Source organism: Streptomyces sp. NPDC053673 (genome assembly GCF_055585225.1).
The window spans coordinates 1-21541 of record NZ_JBVJKN010000019.1 but is presented as its reverse complement, the minus strand read 5'-3'; the positions used below and the strand labels follow the sequence as shown (position 1 = coordinate 21541).

Below are 21541 nucleotides of genomic sequence, written 5' to 3'. Positions count from 1 at the left end.
GCTACTTCACCGGGCCCTTGGCGCTGAAGGCCGCGGCCGCGGCGTCCGAGAGCGTGCCCCGGAACAGCTCGGGGAGCCCGATGGACACGCCGTGGCGATCCGCGAGCCATGCCTTGAGCTCGATGGCCATCATCGAATGGCCGCCCACATCGAGGAAGTTGTCCTCTTCGCTGATCCTCCGGTCGCCCAGCTGCTCGCGCAGTCGGCTCAGGATCGTCTCCGTCAGTTCGGAGAGCGTGATGGGGTCACTGGTCACGGTCATGTCCGCAGGTCCATTTCCTTGGCGATCATCTGGGTGTCGGTCTTTCCGTTCACCGTCAGCGGCAACTGCTCGAACCACTCGAAGTGGCCGGGAAGCATGTACTGGGGAACCCGGGAGCGCAGTTCGGTGCGCAGCGTCCGCAGTTCCAGGGGCCGGCCCGAGCGGGTGGTGTAGCCGCAGGCCAGTACCGGACGGTCGGAAGTGCCGAGCACCACCACGGCCGCCTCGGTGACATCGGGCACGGCGGACACGGCCGCCTCCACCTCGCCCAGCTCGATGCGATGGCCGCGGATCTTCACCTGGCGGTCGGCACGGCCGAGATAGACCAGCCGTCCGCCGCCGGTGTCCTCGACCAGATCGCCGGTCCGGTAGAACAGGGCGTCGTCGAGCAGGCCCAGCGGATCGGGCCCGAAGCGCTCCGCCGTCGTCCGGGGACGGTCCAGATACCCGGCGGCCACCTGCGGTCCCGCGACCACGAGTTGACCGCGTTCGGTGGCACGACCCGTCTCGTCCACCACGCGGGCGACGAAGCCGGGCAGCGGCCGGCCGATCACGGACTCCTCCCCGGCCAGATCCACCTCGGTCAGGGGGTGGTACGTGGTGTGCACCGTGGCCTCGGTCAGCCCGTACATGTTGATCAGCCGCGGGCTGTCCAGGCCGAACCGGTCGCGCCAGCGGCGCAGCGCCGGCATCGACAGCCGCTCGCCGCCGAACACCACGTAACGCAGGGGGAGTCCGGCGCCCTCCGGGAGCCGGTCCATGAGGGCACGGGACATCACGGAGAAGGCGGTCGGGGTCTGGTTGAGCACCGTCACGCCCTGCTCCAGCACGATCGACGCGCAGGCCTCGGGCGACAGCTTGGTCCAGCGGTCGAGGACCACGAGCGTGCCGCCGTACAGGAGCGGGCCCCACAGCTCCCACACCGAGAAGTCGAAAGCGATCGAGTGGTACAGCAGCCATGTGTCGTCCGGGCCGAACGTGAACAGCCCGTCCGCCGCCTCGAACAGCGCCTGGACGTTGCGATGGGTGATGGGAACGCCCTTGGGCCGGCCCGTGGTCCCCGAGGTGTAGATGACGTAGCAGTCGTCTCCCGGCCGGCCGGTCGCCGCGTCGAACTGCGGCGCGTCCGCGTCTCCGGCGGTCCCGCTCACGTCGTCGGCGGTGACCGTGTACACACCGGGCGCCCCGACCCCTGCGTCACCGATGACGGCGCGAGGCCGGCAGTCGTCGAGGATGAGGCGGTTGCGCTCGGCAGGGTTCTGCGCGTCGAGCGGTACGTACGAGGCCCCGCATCGCAGCACGGCGATCAGACACGCGATCGCCTCGGTCGAAGGCTCCAGGCAGAGGGCCACGTGGTCACCCGCGCGGACCCCGGCGGAATCCACGAGGCGGGCAGCCAGGCGGCGCGAGGCCGCGGCCAGTTCGGCGTACGTCGTCCGGTTCGCACCGGACACGACGGCGATCGATTCCGGGTACGCCGCGGCGACTTCGTCGAATCTCTCGACAAGGGTGCGATGGGTGGCGTTCATGACACGTGGTTCCGCCTTCGGGGTCGGGAAAAGGGCATAAGGGCAGCCCGAAGCAGCCGTATCGGCAGGAGAAAGGGAGAAACGGAGCGCGGGACAGGCGCTGTCAGAGTTCGTCGGTGGCGTACCGCGCCCACAGGGTGTCGAGCATTTCGACAGGAAGATCCGCGGCGTACTGGTCGATCACCCAGTCGTCGAGGGAGGGTTCGCCGGCCAGGGCTCGGCGCAGGATCACACCTGCGGTGTGCTCCGCCTGCTCCAGCGTCGGTGCCAGAAGATAGAGGACGAGTGCGCAGCCGCCCGGTGCCGGCTGAATCCAGTGATGCTCCAGCCGGCCCTGCGGGCCCGCAGTCGCGCTTCGGAGCAGTTCACCGATGCGTCGCAGGTCGGCGGCATCGTCCTCTGCTCGTGGATGCAGCAGCCGTGCAGAGATGACATACATGCGGCCTGGCTCTCGTCGGATCGATGCGGCGCGGAATCCGGTCAGCCCCAGATGTTCCCGTCCTGGTCGCTCGCCACCTCGGCAACGGGGGCGGCCCCCTCAGCGGTCTGCGCCACGCTCGGCACGGCACCGAGCAGAACGAGAGCAGCAGCGGCGACAACTCGAACGATGAGCTTCATCGTGGATTCCCCCTGGTATTGGCGCCCCGGCGTGCTTGCCCGGGCATGTCCATGAGTCTGCTCGCCCCGCAATACGGAAGCTATGACTTCGGGGTGTCCCAAACAGGCCGCGACCCAATGCGGAGCCGACGGGGGTCGGATCGGCCCCCGGCGTCGCCGTGGCATCGGCTGAACGAAAAAGCCCAGCTCAGACGATGTCTGAGCTGGACTTCGAAAGAGTCTTCGGGATTCGAACCCGAGACCTACGCATGACGAGTTGTCCGATCTTGGTCTGTGGGCATCCGCGAGGGTCCGCTCCGCATGCCCCAGTGCAGGTCAGCGTCACAGCACTCCGAGCACAGTGTCCGGGCGGCAGAACTGACACGCCTCCACACCGTTGGCGAGTGCCCGGCGCGCCTCGTCCGCGGTGACGCGTTCGTCCGCTTCGCCATGCCGCAGTCCCCGACGTGGACCTCGACCGGCCGGCGGCCCTGCCCGATGCCGTGGGAGACCACGTAGCCCGGATCCTTCGGCGGGAGCAGGCGTTCGGCACGGGCCGCGGCCGCGGCGCGCTGCTCCTCGGCGGCGATCCACCGGTCGGTCTGCTGCAACTGCTGCACCTGGACACGGCGCAGGAACCGGAGGAGATCGAGGCGAGCGATATCGGACACGCAAAAGGTGTGGCTCTCCAGGAGCTCCTGGAGAGCCACACCTCAGCACGGCACCCGAATCACACGGCTACGCGCTTCCAGCCCGACTTGTTCAGAACGCCATGCCCCAAGGGCCCACAGGGGGTTTCGCACCTGGCAGCGTAGAAACTGATCATGTCGGGCTCCTCCAGCTCAAGGTTGCACTTCACCTTGGTGTTTGCGCCCTTGGTGTTCTCACACCATCCGTAACTTCCGCGGTCCGTGGCGTAGTAGCCGCCCGCTCGGTGGCCATCGGCCTTGGTGTCGGTGATGTATACGTCATCACCCGTGGACTGCCAGCACATCTTGGCCCCGGTGGTACTGACGCAGGTCTCCGCAGCGCTTGCCTGCGGAACGAGCACCATCCCAACCAGTGCGATCACTGTGGAACCCATGGCAGCCGTGCGTCCGAAAATACGCCGCATCCCCATACTGCAAACCCCCGTTGAAAGGAAGACCTCATCGACCACCGGAGGCTAGCATGATCCTTTGCGACATCCCGAGCATGTGATCGAACGCCCACCACGCCTCGCCGCCGGCACCTCCTCCACCGAGTGGCCGCACCACCTCAGTTGCCTCTGCAGCGGCGACGAACTGCGTCCCCTGCCCAAGGCTGGCCGACCACGGGCAAGGTCCTCTCCGACCGTCTCAAGCGCCTCCAGCCGACTCTCGCCGCTCGCGGTGTCCTCATCGACTCGGGCCGCACCAGCGAGGGCCGCTACCTCGAAACGGCTCGCCTGCCCACCCCGCCCCCACACGAGCGGAAGCAGATGTTCTGACCCGCGACCCACGCGATCGCCCGGACCAGCAAGAAAAGCACCACCGGCCAGGCGCGCTCCTCTTGCTGTTCGGCGGAACGCCGCCCGATAGATGCGCTTCTGGTCCACAGCTGCCCCAGGGCGGGAAGCGCTTCGGCGATCATCCGAATCCGTGGCTGAGACCAGAACCGAGACCGCTGACAGGTACGCGGCCCGCTCCCGCCGCCGTCGGCGCATCCGCTGAAAGACGAAACCCCAGGTCGGAATCGCTTCCGACCTGGGGTTTCACGATGAGCCGCCTTCGGGATTCGAACCCGAGACCTACGCATTACGAGTGCGTTGCTCTGGCCAACTGAGCTAAGGCGGCAAGCTGCGGATATACCCGTCCCGGCAGGAGCAGGCTCGCATCAGCAGCGGCGCTAAGTCTACAGGGTTAATCGGGGTGCCCCTGACCAGCCCCTGGGCCGGTCAGGGGGGCACCCTTCGCGGTCAGCACTTCTTGCCCGCCGGCGGCGGCGTCCCCTCCAGCAAGTAGGTGTTGATCGCCGTGTCGACGCAGTCGCTGCCGCGGCCGTACGCCGTGTGACCGTCGCCGTCGTAGGTGAGCAGGGTGCCGGAGGAAAGCTGGTCGGCGAGTGCCCGGGCCCACTTGTACGGGGTGGCCGGGTCGCGGGTCGTGCCGACGACCACGATCGGGTCGGCTCCCTTCGCCTCGATGCGGTGCGGGGAGCCGGTGGCCGGGGTGGGCCAGTAGGCGCAGTTCAGGGAAGCCCAGGCGAAGCCCTCGCCGAAGACCGGGGAGGCCTTCTCGAAGTCGGCGACGGCGGACGAGACCTGGGCCGGGGTGGTGAAGGCGGGGGGCAGGTCGAGACAGTTCACGGCGGCGTTGGCGTACATCAGGTTCGAGTACGAGCCGTCTCCCGACCGCTCGTAGTACGTGTCGGACAGTGCCAGCAGTCCGGCGCCGTCGCCGTTCATGGCCTTGGTGAGGCCCTCACGGAGCTGCGACCAGGCTGCCTCGTCGTACATCGCGGCGATCACCCCCGTCGTGGCAAGGGACTCGGTGAGCTCGCGGCGCTCCCCGGTCCGGAGCGGGGCGGCGTCGACCTTGGTGAAGAAGGCCTTCAGCCGGGCCGACGCGTCCTTTGTGGAGGCGGTGCCGAGCGGGCACTCCGTGCGCTGGATGCAGTCGGCGGCGAAGGACTGGAACGCCGTCTCGAAGCCCGCGGTCTGGTCGCGGTTCATCCGGCGGGCCGGCAGGGAGGGGTCCATGGCCCCGTCGAGGACGAGCCGGCCGACCCGGTCCGGGAACAGTTCGGCGTAGGTCGCGCCGAGGAACGTGCCGTACGACGCCCCGACGTACGACAGCTTCTCGTCGCCCAGCACGGCGCGCAGGACGTCCATGTCCCGGGCGGCCTCGACCGTCGAGACATGCGGGAGGACCGTGGCGGACCGCGACTCGCAGCCTGCCGCGAAGCCCTTGTACGCCGTGCTCAGCTTGTTGATCTCGGCCTTGTCGTCGGGAGTCTGGTCGCTCTGCGTGTACGTGTCCATCGCCTTGCCGGCGAGACATTCGACGGGTTCACTGCGGGCCACGCCCCGCGGGTCGATGGCCACCATGTCGTACCGGGCACGGACCGGGGCGGGGTAGCCGATGCCCGCGTACCCCTGGAGGTAGCCGATCGCCGAACCGCCCGGCCCTCCTGGGTTGACCAGCAGAGAGCCGATGCGCTTGCCCGGTCCGGTGGCCTTCACCCGGGACACGGCGAGCCTGATCGTGGGGCCGTTCGGCTCGGCGTAGTCCAGCGGGGCCTTGAGCGTGGCGCACTGGAAGCCGGGCACACCACAGTCCCGCCAGCTCAGCCGCTGCTCGTAGAACGGCTTCAGCGCGGCCGTCGGCACCGGCGAGGGCGCGGCCGCTCCTGTCGCCGGCGGCTCGAACCCTCGCGAGGTGGAACTACCGCTGCTGCACCCCGATACAAGCAGCCCCAGGGCTGTGGCGAGCGCGATGGCCGAGGTCCGGAGGAACTGCCTGTTGTTCATCCTCGGAGCCTAGCCGCCTGAATGCCGGAACATACCCCTTCGCTCCCATATGGGTGATTCTGCGGAATCCGGTACGGGCACCGGCGGGGACAGGTCAGCCTGCGCGGAGTGCCATCGTCATGGCCTCCACCGCCAGCAGCGGCGACACATTCGCGTCCAGGGCCTCACGGCAGGCCAGGATCGCTTCTATCCGGCGCAGGGTCCGCTCCGGGCTGGAGCCGCGGGCGACACGGTCGAGCGTGTCCCGCACGTCCTCGTTCGCGAGAGCGACCGCGGAACCCAGCTGAAGTGCCAGCACGTCCCGGTAGAAGCCGGTCAGGTCGGTGAGCGCGAGGTCGAGGCTGTCGCGCTGGGTTCGGGTCTTGCGGCGCTTCTGCCTGTCCTCCAGCTCCTTCATCGCCCCGGCCGTGCCGCGCGGCATCCGGCCGCCCGCCGCCGCGCCCAGGGCTGCCTTGAGATCCTCGGTCTCCTTGACGTCGATCTCCTCCGAGACCTGCTTGGCGTCCTCCGCGGCGGAGTCGACCAGCTCCTGCGCGGCCCTGAGACAGCCGCCCACGTCCTCGATGCGCAGCGGGAGCTTGAGGACGACGGCGCGGCGGGCCCGGGCCCGCTCGTCCGTGGCGAGCCGGCGAGCCCGGCCGATGTGGCCCTGGGTCACCCGGGCGGCGACCGTCGCCGCCTCGGGTTCGATGCCGTCCCGCCGCATGAGGACGTCCGCGACGGCCGCGACGGGCGGGGTGCGGAGCGTGAGGTGGCGGCAGCGGGACCGGATCGTCGGCAGCACATCCTCCAGGGACGGCGCGCAGAGCAGCCAGACCGTGCGCGGGGCAGGCTCCTCGACGGCTTTCAGCAGCACATTGCCCGCGCCCTCCGTGAGCCGGTCGGCGTCCTCCAGGACGATGACCTGCCAGCGGCCCACCGCGGGCGAGAGCTGCGCCCGGCGGACCAGGTCACGGGTCTCCTTCACACCGATGGACAGCAGATCGGTGCGGACCACCTCGACGTCCGCGTGCGTACCGACCAGGCTGGTGTGGCAGCCGTCGCAGAATCCACAGCCTGGCGCGCCGCCCAGCGCGCGGTCCGGGCTGGTGCACTGCAGAGCGGCAGCGAACGCCCGCGCGGCGGTGGAGCGGCCGGAGCCGGGCGGGCCGGTGAACAGCCAGGCATGGGTCATCTTGGACGCGTCGGGCGGCTGCTCGCCCGCCGCCTGCGCCGTGACGAACGCGTCGGCGTCCCGGGCAGCGGCGGCGAGCTGCGCCTGGACACGCTCCTGCCCGACCAGCTCGTCCCATACGGCCATGCAGCCGTCACCGCCTTCCGACGTCGTGCGAGGGGTTGCTGCGGATCCCTTGCGGATTCCTCTTGCGGATTCCCATTGTGGGGCAGGGGTCCGACAGCCCCCGCCGCCTGTGGACAACCCGGGCACGCCCTCGACGTGGGCAGGCACGATCCGAAAGACAGGCCCTGGACCGGACAGGCTCTAGGCCGTGTCTGACAAATCCCGCCTGGCTCGCGACGCCCGGCACGCCCTCCCCCGTAGCCCTTCGGGCACGGGAGGTGCCCCCACGCTGCGTTGTCGGAGTCATCCACGTACGTCCAGTACGCGGATGATCTCCCCCAGAGCTGCGCCTGGGAGGTGCCCCCACCGCCTTGCGATTGCACGCACCGGACACCGCGCGCCCCGCCCTGCGGGCGGACGGCGCTATGTGTCAGACACGACCTAGCCCCGCCGCCCGTACCGGTCGTTCTCGTCGTCGTGCGGGCCCAGCAGCTCGTCCGCCAGGGTCGGGAGGTCGTCCAGCGGGGTCTCCTCCGCCCAGTCGGAGCGGCGGCGCGGCCGTCCCTCGTCGTCGACCTGCGGCAGCTCACGGGTGCGGTCAGCCGCGCCCGTCGGCTGCTCGTCCCGGAAGATGCCCGGGGGCACGCGATGTGCCGGGTCGGCCTCCCGTACGGGCGGAAGCACCGCCGTTTCGTCCGCCGCGGCGCCGGCTCCGGAGGTGCCGGCGTCCCGTACGGGCGGAAGCACCGCCGTCTCATCGGCCGCGGCCGTCGGACCCCCGTCCCGCACCGGAGGAAGCACCGTCGTCTCCTCAGCCCCCGAAACCGCCCCCGAAGACGCGTCCGAAGCCGCATCCGGGACCTGCGGCAGGACCGTCGTCTCCTCGTCCTGCTTCGTCATCTCGACGCGCGGGCGCGGCTCGGCGGCGGGCGGCAGCGGCGTTTCCACCGTCTGCGTCACATCGTTCGCTCCGGGCGCCACCACAGGCGTGGGCACAGTGGTCTCCGCAGCGGTCGCCGCAGTCGCGGCAGCCGCCGCCTCCGCGGCCCTGCGGGCCTCCTCCGCCCGCAGCAGGGCCTCCTCCGCCTTGCGCTGCTTCTCGCGGCGCCGCTCCTCCGCCTCCGCGCGCAGCCGGGCCTCTTCCTCCGCCTGCCGACGACGGCGCTCCGCCTCCTCCCGGCGGATCTTCTCCTCGGCCTCACGCCGGCGCCGCTCCTCCTCGGCCAGCCGCCGCGCCTCCTCGGCGCGCTGCCTGGCCTCCTCCGCCTGCCGTTCGGCCTCGCGCTGCCGCGCCTCCTCCAGCTCGCGGCGCTTGCGCTCCTCCTCCTCGGCACGCAGCTTGGCGAGCTGCTCCTGGCGCTCGCGCTCCAGGCGCTCCTCCTCCGCCTTCCGGGCAGCCTCTTCCTCGGCCTTGCGACGGACCTCCTCCTCGGCGGCCTTCCGCGCCTCCTCCTGGGCCTTCACCTCGGCTTCGGAGAGCGGCAGCATCTGGTCGAGCCGGTGCCGTACGACCGTGGTCACGGACTCCGGTTCCTGGCCCGCGTCCACCACCAGGTAGCGGCCCGGGTCGGCCGCGGCCAGGGTCAGGAATCCGGCCCGTACCCGCTGATGGAACTCCGCGGGCTCGGACTCGAGCCGGTCCGGCGCCTCCGTGAACCGCTCTCGGGCGGTCTCCGGGGAGACGTCGAGCAGCACCGTCAGATGCGGAACGAGCCCGTCCGTCGCCCAGCGCGAGATCCGGGCGATCTCGGTCGGGGACAGATCGCGGCCCGCGCCCTGGTAGGCGACGGACGAGTCGATGTACCGGTCGGAGATGACGATCGCACCGCGCTTCAGCGCCGGCCGGACGACCGTGTCGACGTGCTCGGCGCGGTCGGCGGCGTACAGCAGCGCCTCCGCGCGGTGCGACAGACCGGCCGACGAGACGTCGAGCAGGATCGAGCGGAGTCGCTTGCCGACCGGCGTCGCGCCCGGTTCGCGGGTGACGACGACCTCGTGGCCCTTGGCGCGGATCCACTCCGCGAGCGCCTCCACCTGCGTGGACTTGCCCGCGCCGTCGCCGCCCTCGATGGCGATGAAGAAGCCGGTCGCGGAGGGCGCCTGCGCCGGGTCCGCGCCGCGCCGGACCGCGTCGGCCAGATCGCGGCGCAGCGGCACGCCGGAGCGGTCGTCGGTCTTGGCGAGGACGATCACGGCGACCGGCAGCAGCAGCGCGCCGACCAGCATCAGGGTGAAGGCGGCGCCGCCGTGTGCGAAGACGAAGTCCCCGCTGGCGAGGCGGTGCGGTCCGATCGCGGCGGCGAGCAGCGGGGCGGCGATCGCGCCGAGAGCGATCGAGACCCGGACGACGGGCTGCAGATGCTCGGTGATCCGCGGGCGCCGGTACTCCTCGGTCTCCAGGTCGATGAGTGCGTGCCCGGTGGCCGCGGCGACTCCGGCCGCGCCGCCCGCGAGGACGGCGAGGAACAGCACGGTCGCCGTGTCCGGTACGAGTCCGAGGGTCAGCAGCGCGATGCCCGTCACGGCGATGGCAAGCGCCAGCAGCCGGCGGCGCGACAGGGCGGGCAGCACGGCCTTGGCGCCGCGGATGCCCAGGCCCGTACCGCCGGTCAGCGCGAGGACGAGCAGCGCGAAGGCAACCGGGCCACCGCCCAGATCACGGGCGTGCAGTACGGCGACGGCCGCGGCGGAAGCGATGGCTCCGGCGACCGATGCGCAGGCCAGGACGAGCAGCGGCACCGCGCCCGTACGGCCCTTGTCGAGTCCGCTGCCCGTGGACGGGCGGCGCAGGCCCTCCAGGGGGGAACGGGGGCGCGGAGTCTGCGCGTCCGGAAGCTCGATGGCAGACAGGACGGACAACGACGCGGCGAAGAGCCCCGCCGCGACGTACGACCCGAGGGCCGCCTGGTGGAGCGAGAACCACTCGATGCCGGAGCCGAGCAGATTGCCCATCAGCGTGGCGACGAGCAGGACGGCGGCCCCCGCAGGGATCACCGCGAAGGCGGTACGGAGGGAGAGCCGGCGCAGCGCGTCATGGTGATCCGGAAGCGGCCGTACCGCGGCGCCCTCCAGGGGCGGCGCGGGCAGCAGGGCGGGCGCCGCGCTCTCCCGGGCCACCGTCCAGAACCGCTCGGCGACACCGGCGACGAAGACCGTCGCCAGGAGATACGCGAGAGCGCTGTCCGGGGTCCAGTCGATCCACAGCGGGGCGATGACGAGCAGAGCGATGCGGAGGCCGTCGGCCCCGATCATCGTCCAGCGGCGGTCGAGCGGCCCGCTGGGCGCGGTGAGTGCCGTGAGCGGACCGAGCAGCACCGCTCCGAAGAGCAGGGTGGCGAGAATACGGGCACCGAACACGGCGGAGACGGCGAAGGCGGCACCCCGGTACCCACCGCCGAACGCGCCTTCGGAGACCGCCGCCTGAAGCGCCAGCAGGACCAGCACCAGCAGCGCCAGGGCATCACCGATGCCGCCGACGAGCTGCGCACCCCACAGGCGCCGCAACGCGGGTACGCGCAGCAGCGCCCTGACGGCGCGCTCGCGTGAATCCGCGGCTAGGGCGTCTGCGGCAAGTGCACCGGGGTCAGAGGTGGGGCTCTGGGCCGTTGGCTGCTCGGCTCGCGTCATCCGCCCAGCCTATCCGGAGCACATTGCTCCCCGGAGGCCCAGCCCGAACAAATGGGCGGCGATCTGGCGGTGATCTTACGGAAGAGGCGATCTGACGGAGAGAACGGAAGAGGGGCCACCCAGGGTGCCCCCTCTTCCGCTACTGCTCGCGCTCGCCCGAGGCGGACGACTCCCGCCGCTACTCCTCCGAGGCGGACGAGTTCGTGGCCGCCGTCTTCTTCGCAGCCGTCTTCGCCGTCGTCTTCTTGGCGGTCGTGGTCTTTGCGGTCGTCTTCTTCGCGGCGGTCTTCTTGGCCGTCGTCGTCTTCTTCGCAGCCGTCTTCTTGGCCGCCGCCTTCTTCGCGGGAGCCTTCTTGGCGGCCTTCTTCGCCGGTCCCTTGGCGCGCTTCTCGGCGAGCAGCTCGTAGCCGCGCTCCGGAGTGATCTCGTCCACGCTGTCGCCGGTCCGCAGGGTCGCGTTGGTCTCGCCGTCGGTGACGTACGGACCGAAGCGGCCGTCCTTCACCACGACAGGACGCTCGCTCACCGGGTCCGTGCCCAGTTCCTTCAGCGGCGGCTTGGCCGCGGCCCGGCCCCGCTGCTTGGGCTGGGCGTAGATCGCCAGGGCCTCGTCCAGCGTGATGCTGAAGAGCTGGTCCTCGGTCTCCAGGGAGCGCGAGTCCGTGCCCTTCTTCAGGTACGGGCCGTAGCGGCCGTTCTGGGCCGTGATCTCGACGCCTTCGGCGTCCTTGCCGACGACGCGCGGCAGCGACATCAGCCTGAGCGCGTCCTCCAGCGTCACCGTGTCGAGAGACATCGACTTGAAGAGCGAGGCGGTCCGCGGCTTCACCGCGTTCTTGCCGGTCTTCGGTGTGCCCTCGGGCAGGATCTCCGTGACGTACGGGCCGTAACGGCCGTCCTTCGCGACGATCTCGTTCCCGGTGACCGGGTCCTTGCCCAGCTCGAAGTCACCGCTCGGCTTGGCCAGCAGCTCCTCCGCCAGCTCGACGGTCAGCTCGTCGGGGGCGAGGTCAGCGGGGACGTCGGCGCGCTGGTGGCCCTCCGACTCCTTCTCGCCGCGCTCCACGTACGGGCCGTACCGGCCGACGCGCAGCACGATGTCGTTGCCGACCGGGAAGGACGAGATCTCACGTGCGTCGATCGCACCGAGGTCGGTGACGAGCTCCTTGAGGCCACCGAGGTGGTCGCCGTCGCCGTTCCCCGCCTCGGCGGCGCCGCCCCCTCCCGTGCCCTCGCCGAAGTAGAACCGCTTCAGCCACGGCACCGCCTGGGCCTCGCCCCGCGCGATGCGGTCGAGGTCGTCCTCCATCTTGGCGGTGAAGTCGTAGTCGACCAGTCGGCCGAAGTGCTTCTCCAGCAGGTTGACCACGGCGAAGGAGAGGAACGACGGCACGAGCGCCGTCCCCTTCTTGAACACGTATCCGCGGTCGAGGATCGTGCCGATGATCGACGCGTACGTCGACGGGCGGCCGATCTCGCGCTCTTCCAGCTCCTTGACCAGGCTGGCCTCGGTGTAGCGGGCCGGCGGCTTGGTCGCGTGGCCGTCCGCCGTGATCTCCTCGGCGGTCAGCGCGTCGCCCTCGGCGACCTGCGGCAGCCGGCGCTCGCGGTCGTCCAGTTCGGCGTTGGGGTCGTCCGCGCCCTCGACGTACGCCTTCATGAAGCCGTGGAACGTGATCGTCTTGCCGGAGGCCGAGAACTCGGCGTCCCGGCCGTCGGAGCCGACGCCACCGATCTTGACGGTGACGGAGTTGCCGACCGCGTCCTTCATCTGGGAGGCAACGGTCCGCTTCCAGATGAGCTCGTAGAGCCGGAACTGGTCGCCGGTCAGTCCGGTCTCGGCCGGAGTGCGGAAACGATCGCCCGACGGACGGATCGCCTCGTGCGCCTCCTGCGCGTTCTTGACCTTTCCGGCGTACGTGCGCGGCTTCTCCGGCAGGTAGTCGCCGCCGTACAGCTGCGTGACCTGCGCCCGGGCCGCCGTGACAGCGGTGTCGGACAGCGTGGTCGAGTCTGTACGCATATAGGTGATGAAGCCGTTCTCGTACAGCTTCTGTGCGATCTGCATCGTGGCCTTCGCCCCGAAGCCCAGCTTGCGCGACGCCTCCTGCTGAAGGGTGGTCGTACGGAACGGGGCGTACGGCGAGCGGCGGTACGGCTTCGACTCGACCGAGCGGACCGAGAACGAGGCGTTCTCCAGCGCGGCCCTGAGGGCGCGCGCGTTCGCCTCGTCGAGGTGCAGCACCTGGCCGGACTTGAGCTTGCCGTCCGGGCCGAAGTCCCGGCCCTGGGCGACACGCTGCCCGTCGACACTGCTCAGACGGGCCGTGAAGGCCGACGGGTCGGACGCTCCCCCAGCCTCCGGCCGGGGGGACCCCCATCCGGCGCGGCCGGTGGAGAACGTGCCGGTCAGGTCCCAGTACTCGGCGGAGCGGAAGGCGATGCGCTCGCGCTCGCGCTCGACGACGAGGCGGGTCGCGACGGACTGGACGCGTCCCGCCGACAGCCGCGGCATGACCTTCTTCCAGAGGACCGGCGAGACCTCGTAGCCGTAGAGGCGGTCGAGGATACGGCGGGTCTCCTGGGCGTCGACCATGCGCTTGTTGAGCTCGCGCGGGTTGGCGACGGCCTCGCGGATCGCGTCCTTGGTGATCTCGTGGAAGACCATCCGGTGGACGGGGACCTTGGGCTTGAGGACTTCGAGGAGGTGCCAGGCGATGGCCTCGCCCTCGCGGTCCTCATCGGTGGCGAGGTAGAGCTCGTCGGACTCGGCGAGCTGCTCCTTGAGCTTCCTGACCTGTGCTTTCTTGTCGGCATTGACGACATAGATCGGCTGGAAGTCACGCTCGACGTCCACGCCGAGCCGGCGGACCTCGCCGGTGTACTTCTCGGGGACCTCGGCCGCGCCGTTCGGGAGGTCGCGGATGTGCCCGACGCTTGCCTCGACGACATAGCCGGGGCCGAGGTAGCCCTTGATCGTCTTCGCCTTGGCAGGCGACTCGACGATGACGAGTCGGCGGCCGCCCTGTGCGGTCTCGCTGGTCGGGGACAACTTCGCTCTTCTCTCCGGTCGACGCTCGGTGGTCACGTACGGCGTACAAGGCACGACGTACGGCCGCACTGCACTGCTGTCGCTGCGGAGTGTGACGGTACAACCCGCCCCCGTGTCAAACGGCAAAAGCTCGCAACGGCCACTCGAACGGTAACCCGACTCCAGGCATTCCTGCCGCCCGGACTCCCACTGTGTGCGTCAGGGCATGCCGGGCGGGGTCCGGCCCGGAAGGCGTTCAGGCTCGGCTGAAACACCAGACGCCGGCGACGAGGAACAGGGCCCCGAAGATCGCTGCGAGGGTGGCCGCCGTGGCGGGATTCACGCCGTGCGCAACCGGTGCGCGGTGCAGGACGCGTGCTCCGGTCCACACCAGCAGTGCGGCTCCGAACAGCGCGAACGCCGTTCCCGCGAAGATCGCCGGACCGCTCTCCATATGCGTCTCCCACTCCTCGGCCTGATCCCGGGACGCCGGGGCCGAGACTGGCACCTCCGGGCGTCGCCCACGCGAATTCCGGGTGAACGCAGTACGGGTTCACCCGGCCGGCGTCGCCCCGAGCCCACCCCGGAAGAACGCCTTCGGCAGACTGCCCGCCCAGACAGGACGTTTTCCGGAGCCCGCCCTTCCGGGCCGGTTCCGCGCCGACGCCGAACCGGGCCGGAGCCGGGTCGGGTCCCATGGCGGTTCCCCGCCGGAGCACTGCAGCCATTGCCCGCCACGTGTTGCCCGCCACGCGAACAATGGCCGATTTCGTACGGGAAACGTTGGCTGGTGGAGTGCGGGACCGCCCAGGGCAGGCGTCGCGGGCCAGGCGGGACTTTCGCAACACGCCCCAGGCCCTGTCCGGGCGATCTTGTCGGGCCCGCGACGCTCCCCCAGAGCTTCGCCTGGGTGGGGGTGCCCCCGGCGCAGCCAGGGGGAGTACCCCCAGCTACTGCACCTCGCTGCGTTGTCGGAGTCACCCAAGTACACCCAGTACGAGGGCGATCTCCCCCAGCTACCGCTGGGAGGTGCCCCACCGCCTTGCGATGCGTCCCCTCGGCCCTCCGGGCCTGGGGAGACCCCATGCATCCGACGCCGCGGCCAGTTCCTCGAAGATCGCCCGGACAGGACCTTGCGGCGGCCGGGACGCACTGCTCGGGCTGCCAGCGCCCCGCTCAGTCGTCGGCGCGTGAAGACTCGCCGCCGGAGCGTGCGGGCTCCAGGAAGCCTTCCTGGACCAGCAGTCTGATCGCCTCCGGCGTACGGTCCCGCAGCATCACCGGGTCCTCGCCGACGAGCTGCGCGATGGCGTCGAGGATCCGCCCGGCGCTCAGCGTGCCGTCGCAGACGCCCGCGAAACCCGCGCCTACCGTGTCCACCTTCGTGGCACGCCGCATGCCCCGGTTCTGCCGCAGCACGACATGCTCGGGGTCCTCGGCTCCGGGCAGCCCGACCTGCTCCTGCACCACTTCGCCCGCCAGCACGAAATGGTCGGCGAGCAGCGCCGCGTCGTCGTGCGTCCGGAGATAGTCCTGCCGCGCGAAGTGGGCCAGTACGGTCTCGCCGAGGGGCTGCTCGACGGGGTGCGGCCACTCCTCGACGACGATCGACGGCTGCTCCGCCCCGGACTTCCGGAGCGTGATCCAGCCGAAGCCGACCGCCTTGGTCCTGCGCGCCTCGAACTCGTCCAGCCACGCGTCGTACCGCGCCGTGTACTCCTCGGGAGCGGTGCGGTGGTCACCGCTGTCCCGCAGCCACAGCTCGGCGTACTGCGTCACGTCCTGCACCTCGCGCTGCACGATCCAGGCATCGCACCCGCGCGGCACCCAGGAGCGCACCCGCTCCTGCCAGTCCTCCCCTTCCACGTGCTGCCAGTTGGCGAGGAACTGCGCGAACCCCCCTTGGTTCAGCCGCTCCCCCGACTGCTGAACGAGCGAGCGGCAGAGATCGTCCCCGCCCATCCCGCCGTCCCGGTACGTGAGCCGGGCGCCGGGAGAGATGACGAAGGGCGGATTCGACACGATCAGGTCGTACGTCTCCGACTCGACCGGCGCGAAGAGCGAGCCCTCCCGCAGATCGGCCTCGGGTGCCCCGGACAGCGCGAGGGTGAGCCGGGTGAACGCCAGCGCCCGGGGGTTCAGATCGGTGGCCGTGACGCGGGTGGCGTGCCGGGTGGCGTGCAGAGTCTGGATGCCGGAGCCCGTACCGACGTCGAGGGCGGAGGTCACGGGCCTACGGACCGTGATCCCGGCGAGCGTGGTGGACGCCCCACCGACGCCGAGCACGACGCCCTCGCCCTGGCCGCCTGCCCCGCCGGCCCCGCCCACCGCGCAGCCCAGGTCGGAGACGATGAACCAGTCCTGCCCTTCGGGGCCGCCGTACGGGCGCACATCCACCGTCGCCCGGATACCGTCGCCGTCCTTGACCACCCAGCCGTCAGCGAGCGCCTCGTCCAGCGGCAGCGCGGCCCGCGCCCGCTCGGGCGCCACCGTCCGTTGCAGCAGGAAGAGCCGTACGAGGGTTTCCAGCGGCGAGTCGCCTCGGGTGGCGCGGACCGCAGGCACGGTCTCGCTGCGGGCGAGCGCCGCGTACGCGGGCGCGCCGAGCAGGTCGAGCAGCCCGTCGGCGGTGAAGTCGGCGGCGAGCAGGGCGTCGCGGAGCCGGGCGGACTGGTCGGGCACGGGGAGGCCTGAGGCAAGGCTGGTCGTACTCACGCGCCCATTCTCACCCGCGGGCCACGCCGCCCGCCCCAGCCGCGCGCATCCGGAGCCCCGGGATCCGGCCGCGGGCCGGCCGCCGGGCGGGCGGCGGGCGGGCGGCGGGCGGGCCGGCCGCCGGGCGGGCGAGGCGACGGGTGGGCGAGGCGACGGGTGGGCGAGGCGACGGGTGGGCGACCAGGCGGCTGGGCGGCCAGGGCCACCCCGGTGCAAACCCCGGGACCGGCCGGGATCAGTCGTACACGTGCTCCCGGTCCGGTCCGGTGGCTACTTCGAAGACACTTCCCAGGACGAAGGCACTTCCTAGGACGACTTCGAGGCGTCGGCGGACTTCGACGGACCCGCGGCGTTCGACGGCTTGGCGGCCGGCTTCGACGAACCGGATCCCGGCTTCGTGGGCTCGCTCGTCGCGCCGGTCGGCTTCACCGAGGGCTTGACCTTCTGGCAGCCCGGCTGCTGCCCCATCGCCTTGCCCAAGTCACCGGACTGCAGCTTGGCCAGGGCGTCCTGGTCCATCTTCTCGATCTTCTTGAGACCGTCCGCGATGCCCTGCAGTCCGTCGGCGAACTTCTGCTGGTCCTCCGGGTCGAGCGCGTCCACCTGCTTCTTGAGGTTGAGGTAGGCCGTCGACGTGGCGTTGAGTTCCTTGACGGCGTCCTCTTGCAGCTTCTCGCCGTTGTCGACCGGCGGCACTCCGGCCGCCTGCACGGCCGTGGCCAGAGCCTTGTTCGCCTCGGCGATGTCCTGGAAGGCCTTCGAGTCGGCGGTCTGAATGTCGGCGGGCTTGCCGTCCGCGGCGGTCGAGATGATCGTCTGCTGGGCGTCGGCCCTCTTCTGGATCTGCGGCTGTGCCTGGTCGCAGACCGTCTTGGCCCAGGCATTCACCTTGCCGTCGCCGTCGTCGCTCGTGCAACCCGACAGCGCGAGCACCAGTACCGCGCCGCCGGACAGCGCGGTCGCAAGCTTCTTGTTCACCTTCACCGCATCGGTCCCTTCCAAGGCTCTCGGCCCCGGAACATACACGCCAAGTGGGCGACAGCCGCATGCTGAACGTCCGGTATTTAGACTATTGCGCCCATTTGCACCAAGAGAGACAAGGCTCACCCGGCGCACGGAAATGGGCGGACGGCGCGTCAATCCGCGCCGCCCGCCCACGTCTTGAGCAGGTGATCCTGTTGCGATGTGAGGTTTGCTACGAAACGACCGCAGGGTCCGGTGACTTCGCCGACCGTTCGGCGGCGTTGTCTTCGTCACCCATGGCGACGGAACGCCGCTTGGACACGTACACGGCACCGATGATGATCGCGATCGCCAGAGCCGCGACCGCGGCCCGTACGCCCGCGTTGGAGTCGTCCCCGTAGCTGAACTGCACCACCGCGGGCGCGATCAGCAGTGCCACCAGGTTCATCACCTTGAGCAGCGGGTTGATCGCGGGGCCCGCGGTGTCCTTGAACGGATCGCCGACCGTGTCGCCGATGACCGTCGCGGCATGCGCCTCGCTGCCCTTGCCGCCGTGGCGGCCGTCCTCGACGAGCTTCTTGGCGTTGTCCCACGCGCCACCGGAGTTGGCGAGGAACACGGCCATGAGCGTGCCGGTGGCGATGGCACCCGCGAGGTACGAGCCCAGAGCGCCGACACCGAAGGTGAAGCCGACCGCGATCGGCGCCAGCACGGCGAGCAGGCCGGGCGTGGCCAGTTCGCGCAGCGCGTCCTTGGTGCAGATGTCGACGACGCGTCCGTACTCCGGCTTCTCGCTGTAGTCCATGATCCCGGGATGCTCGCGGAACTGCCGCCGCACCTCGTAGACCACCGAACCGGCCGACCGGGAGACCGCGTTGATCGCCAGCCCGGAGAAGAGGAACACGACGGCCGCACCGAGGACCAGGCCCACCAGGTTGTTGGGCTGCGAGACGTCCAGACTCAGGTTCATCTCCGCGGCCTTGGCACCCACCTCCGCGACGGAGGTGGCGATCGCGTCGCGGTACGAGCCGAAGAGCGCGGCCGCGGCGAGAACGGCGGTCGCGATGGCGATGCCCTTGGTGATGGCCTTGGTGGTGTTGCCGACGGCGTCGAGGTCGGTCAGGACCTGCGCGCCCGCGCCCGTGACGTCGCCCGACATCTCGGCGATGCCCTGGGCGTTGTCGGAGACCGGGCCGAAGGTGTCCATGGCGACGATGACACCGACCGTGGTGAGCAGCCCGGTACCGGCCAGCGCCACCGCGAACAGCGCGAGCATGATCGACGCACCGCCGAGCAGGAACGCCCCGTAGACGCCGAGACCGATCAACAGCGCGGTGTAGACGGCCGATTCGAGGCCGATGGAGATACCGGCGAGGACGACGGTGGCCGCGCCGGTGAGCGAGGACTTGCCGATGTCACGGACGGGACGACGGTTCGTCTCGGTGAAGTACCCCGTCAGCTGCTGGATCAGGGCGGCCAGCACGATGCCGATGGCGACGGCCACGAGCGCGAGGATGCGCGGGTCGCCGGCGTGGGCCTTGATCGCCACGTCGGTGACACCGTTCAGTTCCGCGTACGACGACGGCAGATACACGAACACGGCCGCGGCCACCAGGACGAGCGAGATCACCGCGGAGATGAAGAATCCGCGGTTGATGGCCGTCATCCCGCTGCGGTCGGCGCGCCGCGGGGCGACCGCGAAGATACCGATCATCGCGGTGACCACGCCGATCGCCGGGACGATCAGCGGAAAGGCCAGGCCCAGATCACCGAAGGCTGCCTTGCCGAGGATGAGTGCGGCGACGAGCGTCACGGCGTACGACTCGAAGAGGTCGGCGGCCATGCCCGCGCAGTCGCCGACGTTGTCACCGACGTTGTCGGCGATGGTGGCGGCGTTGCGCGGGTCGTCCTCGGGGATGCCCTGCTCGACCTTGCCGACGAGGTCGGCGCCGACGTCCGCGGCCTTCGTGAAGATGCCGCCGCCGACACGCATGAACATGGCGATGAGCGCAGCGCCGAGTCCGAAGCCCTCGAGCACCTTGGGGGCGTCCGCGGCGTAGACGAGAACCACGCAGGAGGCACCGAGCAGGCCGAGGCCCACCGTGAACATGCCGACCACACCGCCCGTCCGGAAAGCGATCTTCATGGCCTTGTGCGAAACGGCCGTCAGATCCTTTTCCGGCTCGCCCTCCGCCGGTGTCGCTTCACGCGCGGCCGCGGCCACACGGACATTGGCTCGTACGGCAAGACGCATGCCGATGTAACCGGTGGCCGCCGAGAACAGCGCGCCCACCAGGAAAAATACCGAACGTCCGGCTCGCTGCGACCAGTTGTCGGCCGGCAGCAACATCAGCAGGAAGAAGACCACGACGGCGAAGATGCCGAGCGTGCGCAACTGCCGTGTCAGATAGGCATTCGCGCCTTCCTGTACGGCTGCTGCGATCTTCTTCATGGAATCGGTGCCTTCACCGGCCGCCAGTACCTGGCGTACCAGCAGCTGGGCGACGATCAGCGCCGCCAGCGCCACGGCCGCGATGACAATAACGATCATCCGATTGTCATCGGTGAGTACCGCGGCTGCGAGAGAAGTGGGGTAGTCGGGCAGGTGTGGGTTGAAGAGCCCCGCCATTCGTCCTCCTTGACGTTCAGAGCTCAAGATGTGGACGGATTGTAGGGAGCGGATCCTGATCAAAACAGGGCGCGACAAATGGAATTGACCTTCAGTTGCTACTCAGCAAACTATCGCGCCTCAGGAATCCCCCCGAAAGCGGTAATGGGACAAAGGCATTGACGCTTGATCCATGATCTAGGGAAATGAAAAAGGCCCTGCTCAGCAGGGCCTCTCGGAGGAGCAGGCGAACACGCCACCGTCAGCGTGGCGCGGCCGGACGGTCACACCGTCATGGCACGATCGTGGCCGGATTCTTGGGCCAGCTCATACGGATGACACCGCCGTGCTCCCCGGACGTCACCTCGACGTCGTCGACGAGCCCACTGATCACCGCGAGGCCCATCTGGTCATCGCCGTCACTCTCCGTGTCTCGGGCCTGCTCTGCGGCACCGGTGCCCGGACCGGCCGCGCCGGTGTTTCCCTCAGTGGGGACCTCGTCGCCGACCTCGATGGAGAAGGTCTTCTCCTCCTCGGTCAGGACGACCCGGACGGGAGCGGTGATGCCACTGCTGCGGTGCAGCCCGACGGCCCGGCTGCACGCCTCACCCACGGCGAGGCGGACCTCGTCCAGGACGGCCTCGTCGACCCCGGCACGGCGCGCCACGGCAGCGGCCACCAGGCGGGCGGTCCTGACGTGTTCGGGCTGTGCGCTGAAGCGGAGTTCAACGGTGGCCATGCGGTCCCCCTCGGACGTACGAGCGTGCGAGCGTGCTTCTCAGGGGCCCGGGCTTTCGCCCGGAACCCTTGCTTCCTCCGGAACCCCCGGAGGTCTCCGGAATCACCCGGAGCCTCCGGAGAACCGCCGGACGACTCAGTCGGTCGCCGCGACGGCCTCGTCGACCGTGGTGTGAATGGGGAACACCTTGGTCAGACCAGTGATCCGGAAGATCTTGAGAATGCGCTCCTGGTTGCAGACCAGGCGCAGCGAGCCTTCGTGCGCACGCACACGCTTGAGACCGCCCACAAGCACGCCGAGGCCGGTCGAGTCGAGGAAGTCCACACCCTCCATGTCGACAACCAGGTGGTAGCTGCCGTCGTTCACCAACTCGACCAACTGCTCGCGCAGCTTGGGCGCGGTATACACATCAATCTCGCCACCGACCTCGACGACCGTGCGGTCGCCGCCAGGGCCGGACACATTGCGAGTCGACAGGGACAGGTCCACGGATCCTCCAGCACCTTGCTATCGAGCGGTCGCCCCTCGGGTCTCCCCGACGGAGCCAGGGGACGGATCGCCAGCCGCGATGGCATTCAATCACTTACCAGCAGCCATGCACGACGCCTTAGGACCATTGTCCGTCTCGCCGGTGACACACTCGGTGCCGATGGCCATGAATCACCGTCCCAGACGTCCTTCCGAGAGCGGGGAAACCCGCC

General features: G+C 70.1%; 16 protein-coding genes, 1 tRNA gene and 1 pseudogene. 1 reads left to right on the top strand and 17 read right to left on the bottom strand.

Annotated features, from left to right (window positions below; translation table 11 throughout):
- Nucleotide 1 precedes the first annotated feature (1 nt).
- The 6 genes from ACZ6ZQ_RS24895 to ACZ6ZQ_RS24870 form a co-directional block, all read right to left on the bottom strand.
- The gene (locus ACZ6ZQ_RS24895; protein WP_469770714.1) at nt 2-262 is read right to left on the bottom strand and encodes an acyl carrier protein; all 261 of its coding nucleotides are present in this window, start codon (nt 260-262) and stop codon (nt 2-4) included.
- On the bottom strand, nt 259-1791 hold the full coding sequence (locus ACZ6ZQ_RS24890; protein ID WP_469770713.1) for an amino acid adenylation domain-containing protein: 1533 nt from the start codon (nt 1789-1791) through the stop codon (nt 259-261). Before ACZ6ZQ_RS24890 ends, ACZ6ZQ_RS24895 begins: the two co-directional genes overlap by 4 nt.
- A gap of 103 nt (nt 1792-1894) precedes the next feature.
- Nucleotides 1895-2230 (bottom strand): hypothetical protein, encoded by a 336-nt coding sequence (locus ACZ6ZQ_RS24885; RefSeq protein ID WP_469770712.1) that lies wholly within the window; start codon nt 2228-2230, stop codon nt 1895-1897.
- A 41-nt stretch (nt 2231-2271) separates the two neighbouring features.
- Nucleotides 2272-2409 (bottom strand): hypothetical protein, encoded by a 138-nt coding sequence (locus ACZ6ZQ_RS24880; protein ID WP_469770711.1) that lies wholly within the window; start codon nt 2407-2409, stop codon nt 2272-2274.
- 321 nt (nt 2410-2730) lie between these two features.
- Nucleotides 2731-2982, bottom strand: coding sequence for a DUF6233 domain-containing protein (locus tag ACZ6ZQ_RS24875; protein ID WP_469770710.1), 252 nt, complete (start codon nt 2980-2982; stop codon nt 2731-2733).
- 136 nt (nt 2983-3118) lie between these two features.
- Complete coding sequence (locus tag ACZ6ZQ_RS24870; RefSeq protein ID WP_469770709.1) at nt 3119-3547, bottom strand: hypothetical protein; 429 nt, start codon at nt 3545-3547, stop codon at nt 3119-3121.
- A gap of 70 nt (nt 3548-3617) precedes the next feature.
- Here ACZ6ZQ_RS24870 and ACZ6ZQ_RS24865 point away from each other — a divergent pair.
- Nucleotides 3618-3856 (top strand): annotated as a pseudogene (locus ACZ6ZQ_RS24865) (ATP-binding protein); the annotation flags it as partial.
- A gap of 272 nt (nt 3857-4128) precedes the next feature.
- Here the strand turns inward: ACZ6ZQ_RS24865 and ACZ6ZQ_RS24860 are convergent.
- The 11 genes from ACZ6ZQ_RS24860 to ACZ6ZQ_RS24810 all read right to left on the bottom strand — a co-directional run bounded on the left by ACZ6ZQ_RS24860 (nt 4129) and on the right by ACZ6ZQ_RS24810 (nt 21329).
- Nucleotides 4129-4202, bottom strand: a tRNA-Thr gene (locus ACZ6ZQ_RS24860).
- A gap of 122 nt (nt 4203-4324) precedes the next feature.
- The gene (locus ACZ6ZQ_RS24855) at nt 4325-5878 is read right to left on the bottom strand and encodes an alpha/beta hydrolase (RefSeq protein WP_469770708.1); all 1554 of its coding nucleotides are present in this window, start codon (nt 5876-5878) and stop codon (nt 4325-4327) included.
- Nucleotides 5879-5972: 94 nt separating this feature from the next.
- Nucleotides 5973-7178 (bottom strand): DNA polymerase III subunit delta', encoded by a 1206-nt coding sequence (locus tag ACZ6ZQ_RS24850; protein ID WP_469770707.1) that lies wholly within the window; start codon nt 7176-7178, stop codon nt 5973-5975.
- A gap of 420 nt (nt 7179-7598) precedes the next feature.
- The gene (gene tmk, locus ACZ6ZQ_RS24845; protein WP_469770706.1) at nt 7599-10784 is read right to left on the bottom strand and encodes a dTMP kinase; all 3186 of its coding nucleotides are present in this window, start codon (nt 10782-10784) and stop codon (nt 7599-7601) included.
- Nucleotides 10785-10962: 178 nt separating this feature from the next.
- Nucleotides 10963-13836 carry a type I DNA topoisomerase gene (gene topA / locus ACZ6ZQ_RS24840; protein ID WP_469770705.1) on the bottom strand — a complete coding sequence of 958 codons (2874 nt, stop codon included), beginning with the start codon at nt 13834-13836 and terminating at the stop codon, nt 10963-10965.
- Between the two features lie 235 nt (nt 13837-14071).
- Nucleotides 14072-14269 (bottom strand): hypothetical protein, encoded by a 198-nt coding sequence (locus tag ACZ6ZQ_RS24835; RefSeq protein ID WP_453662250.1) that lies wholly within the window; start codon nt 14267-14269, stop codon nt 14072-14074.
- Between the two features lie 722 nt (nt 14270-14991).
- Entirely contained in the window at nt 14992-16530 is a 1539-nt protein-coding gene (locus tag ACZ6ZQ_RS24830; RefSeq protein ID WP_469770704.1) for a DUF7059 domain-containing protein, read from the bottom strand.
- A gap of 306 nt (nt 16531-16836) precedes the next feature.
- Nucleotides 16837-17508, bottom strand: coding sequence for a small secreted protein (locus ACZ6ZQ_RS24825; protein ID WP_469770807.1), 672 nt, complete (start codon nt 17506-17508; stop codon nt 16837-16839).
- Between the two features lie 217 nt (nt 17509-17725).
- Complete coding sequence (locus tag ACZ6ZQ_RS24820) at nt 17726-20122, bottom strand: sodium-translocating pyrophosphatase (protein WP_469770703.1); 2397 nt, start codon at nt 20120-20122, stop codon at nt 17726-17728.
- A gap of 271 nt (nt 20123-20393) precedes the next feature.
- Nucleotides 20394-20840 carry an ATP-binding protein gene (locus ACZ6ZQ_RS24815; protein ID WP_469770702.1) on the bottom strand — a complete coding sequence of 149 codons (447 nt, stop codon included), beginning with the start codon at nt 20838-20840 and terminating at the stop codon, nt 20394-20396.
- Nucleotides 20841-20975: 135 nt separating this feature from the next.
- Nucleotides 20976-21329, bottom strand: coding sequence for an STAS domain-containing protein (locus tag ACZ6ZQ_RS24810; protein ID WP_003967428.1), 354 nt, complete (start codon nt 21327-21329; stop codon nt 20976-20978).
- Between the last annotated feature and the right edge of the window lie 212 nt (nt 21330-21541).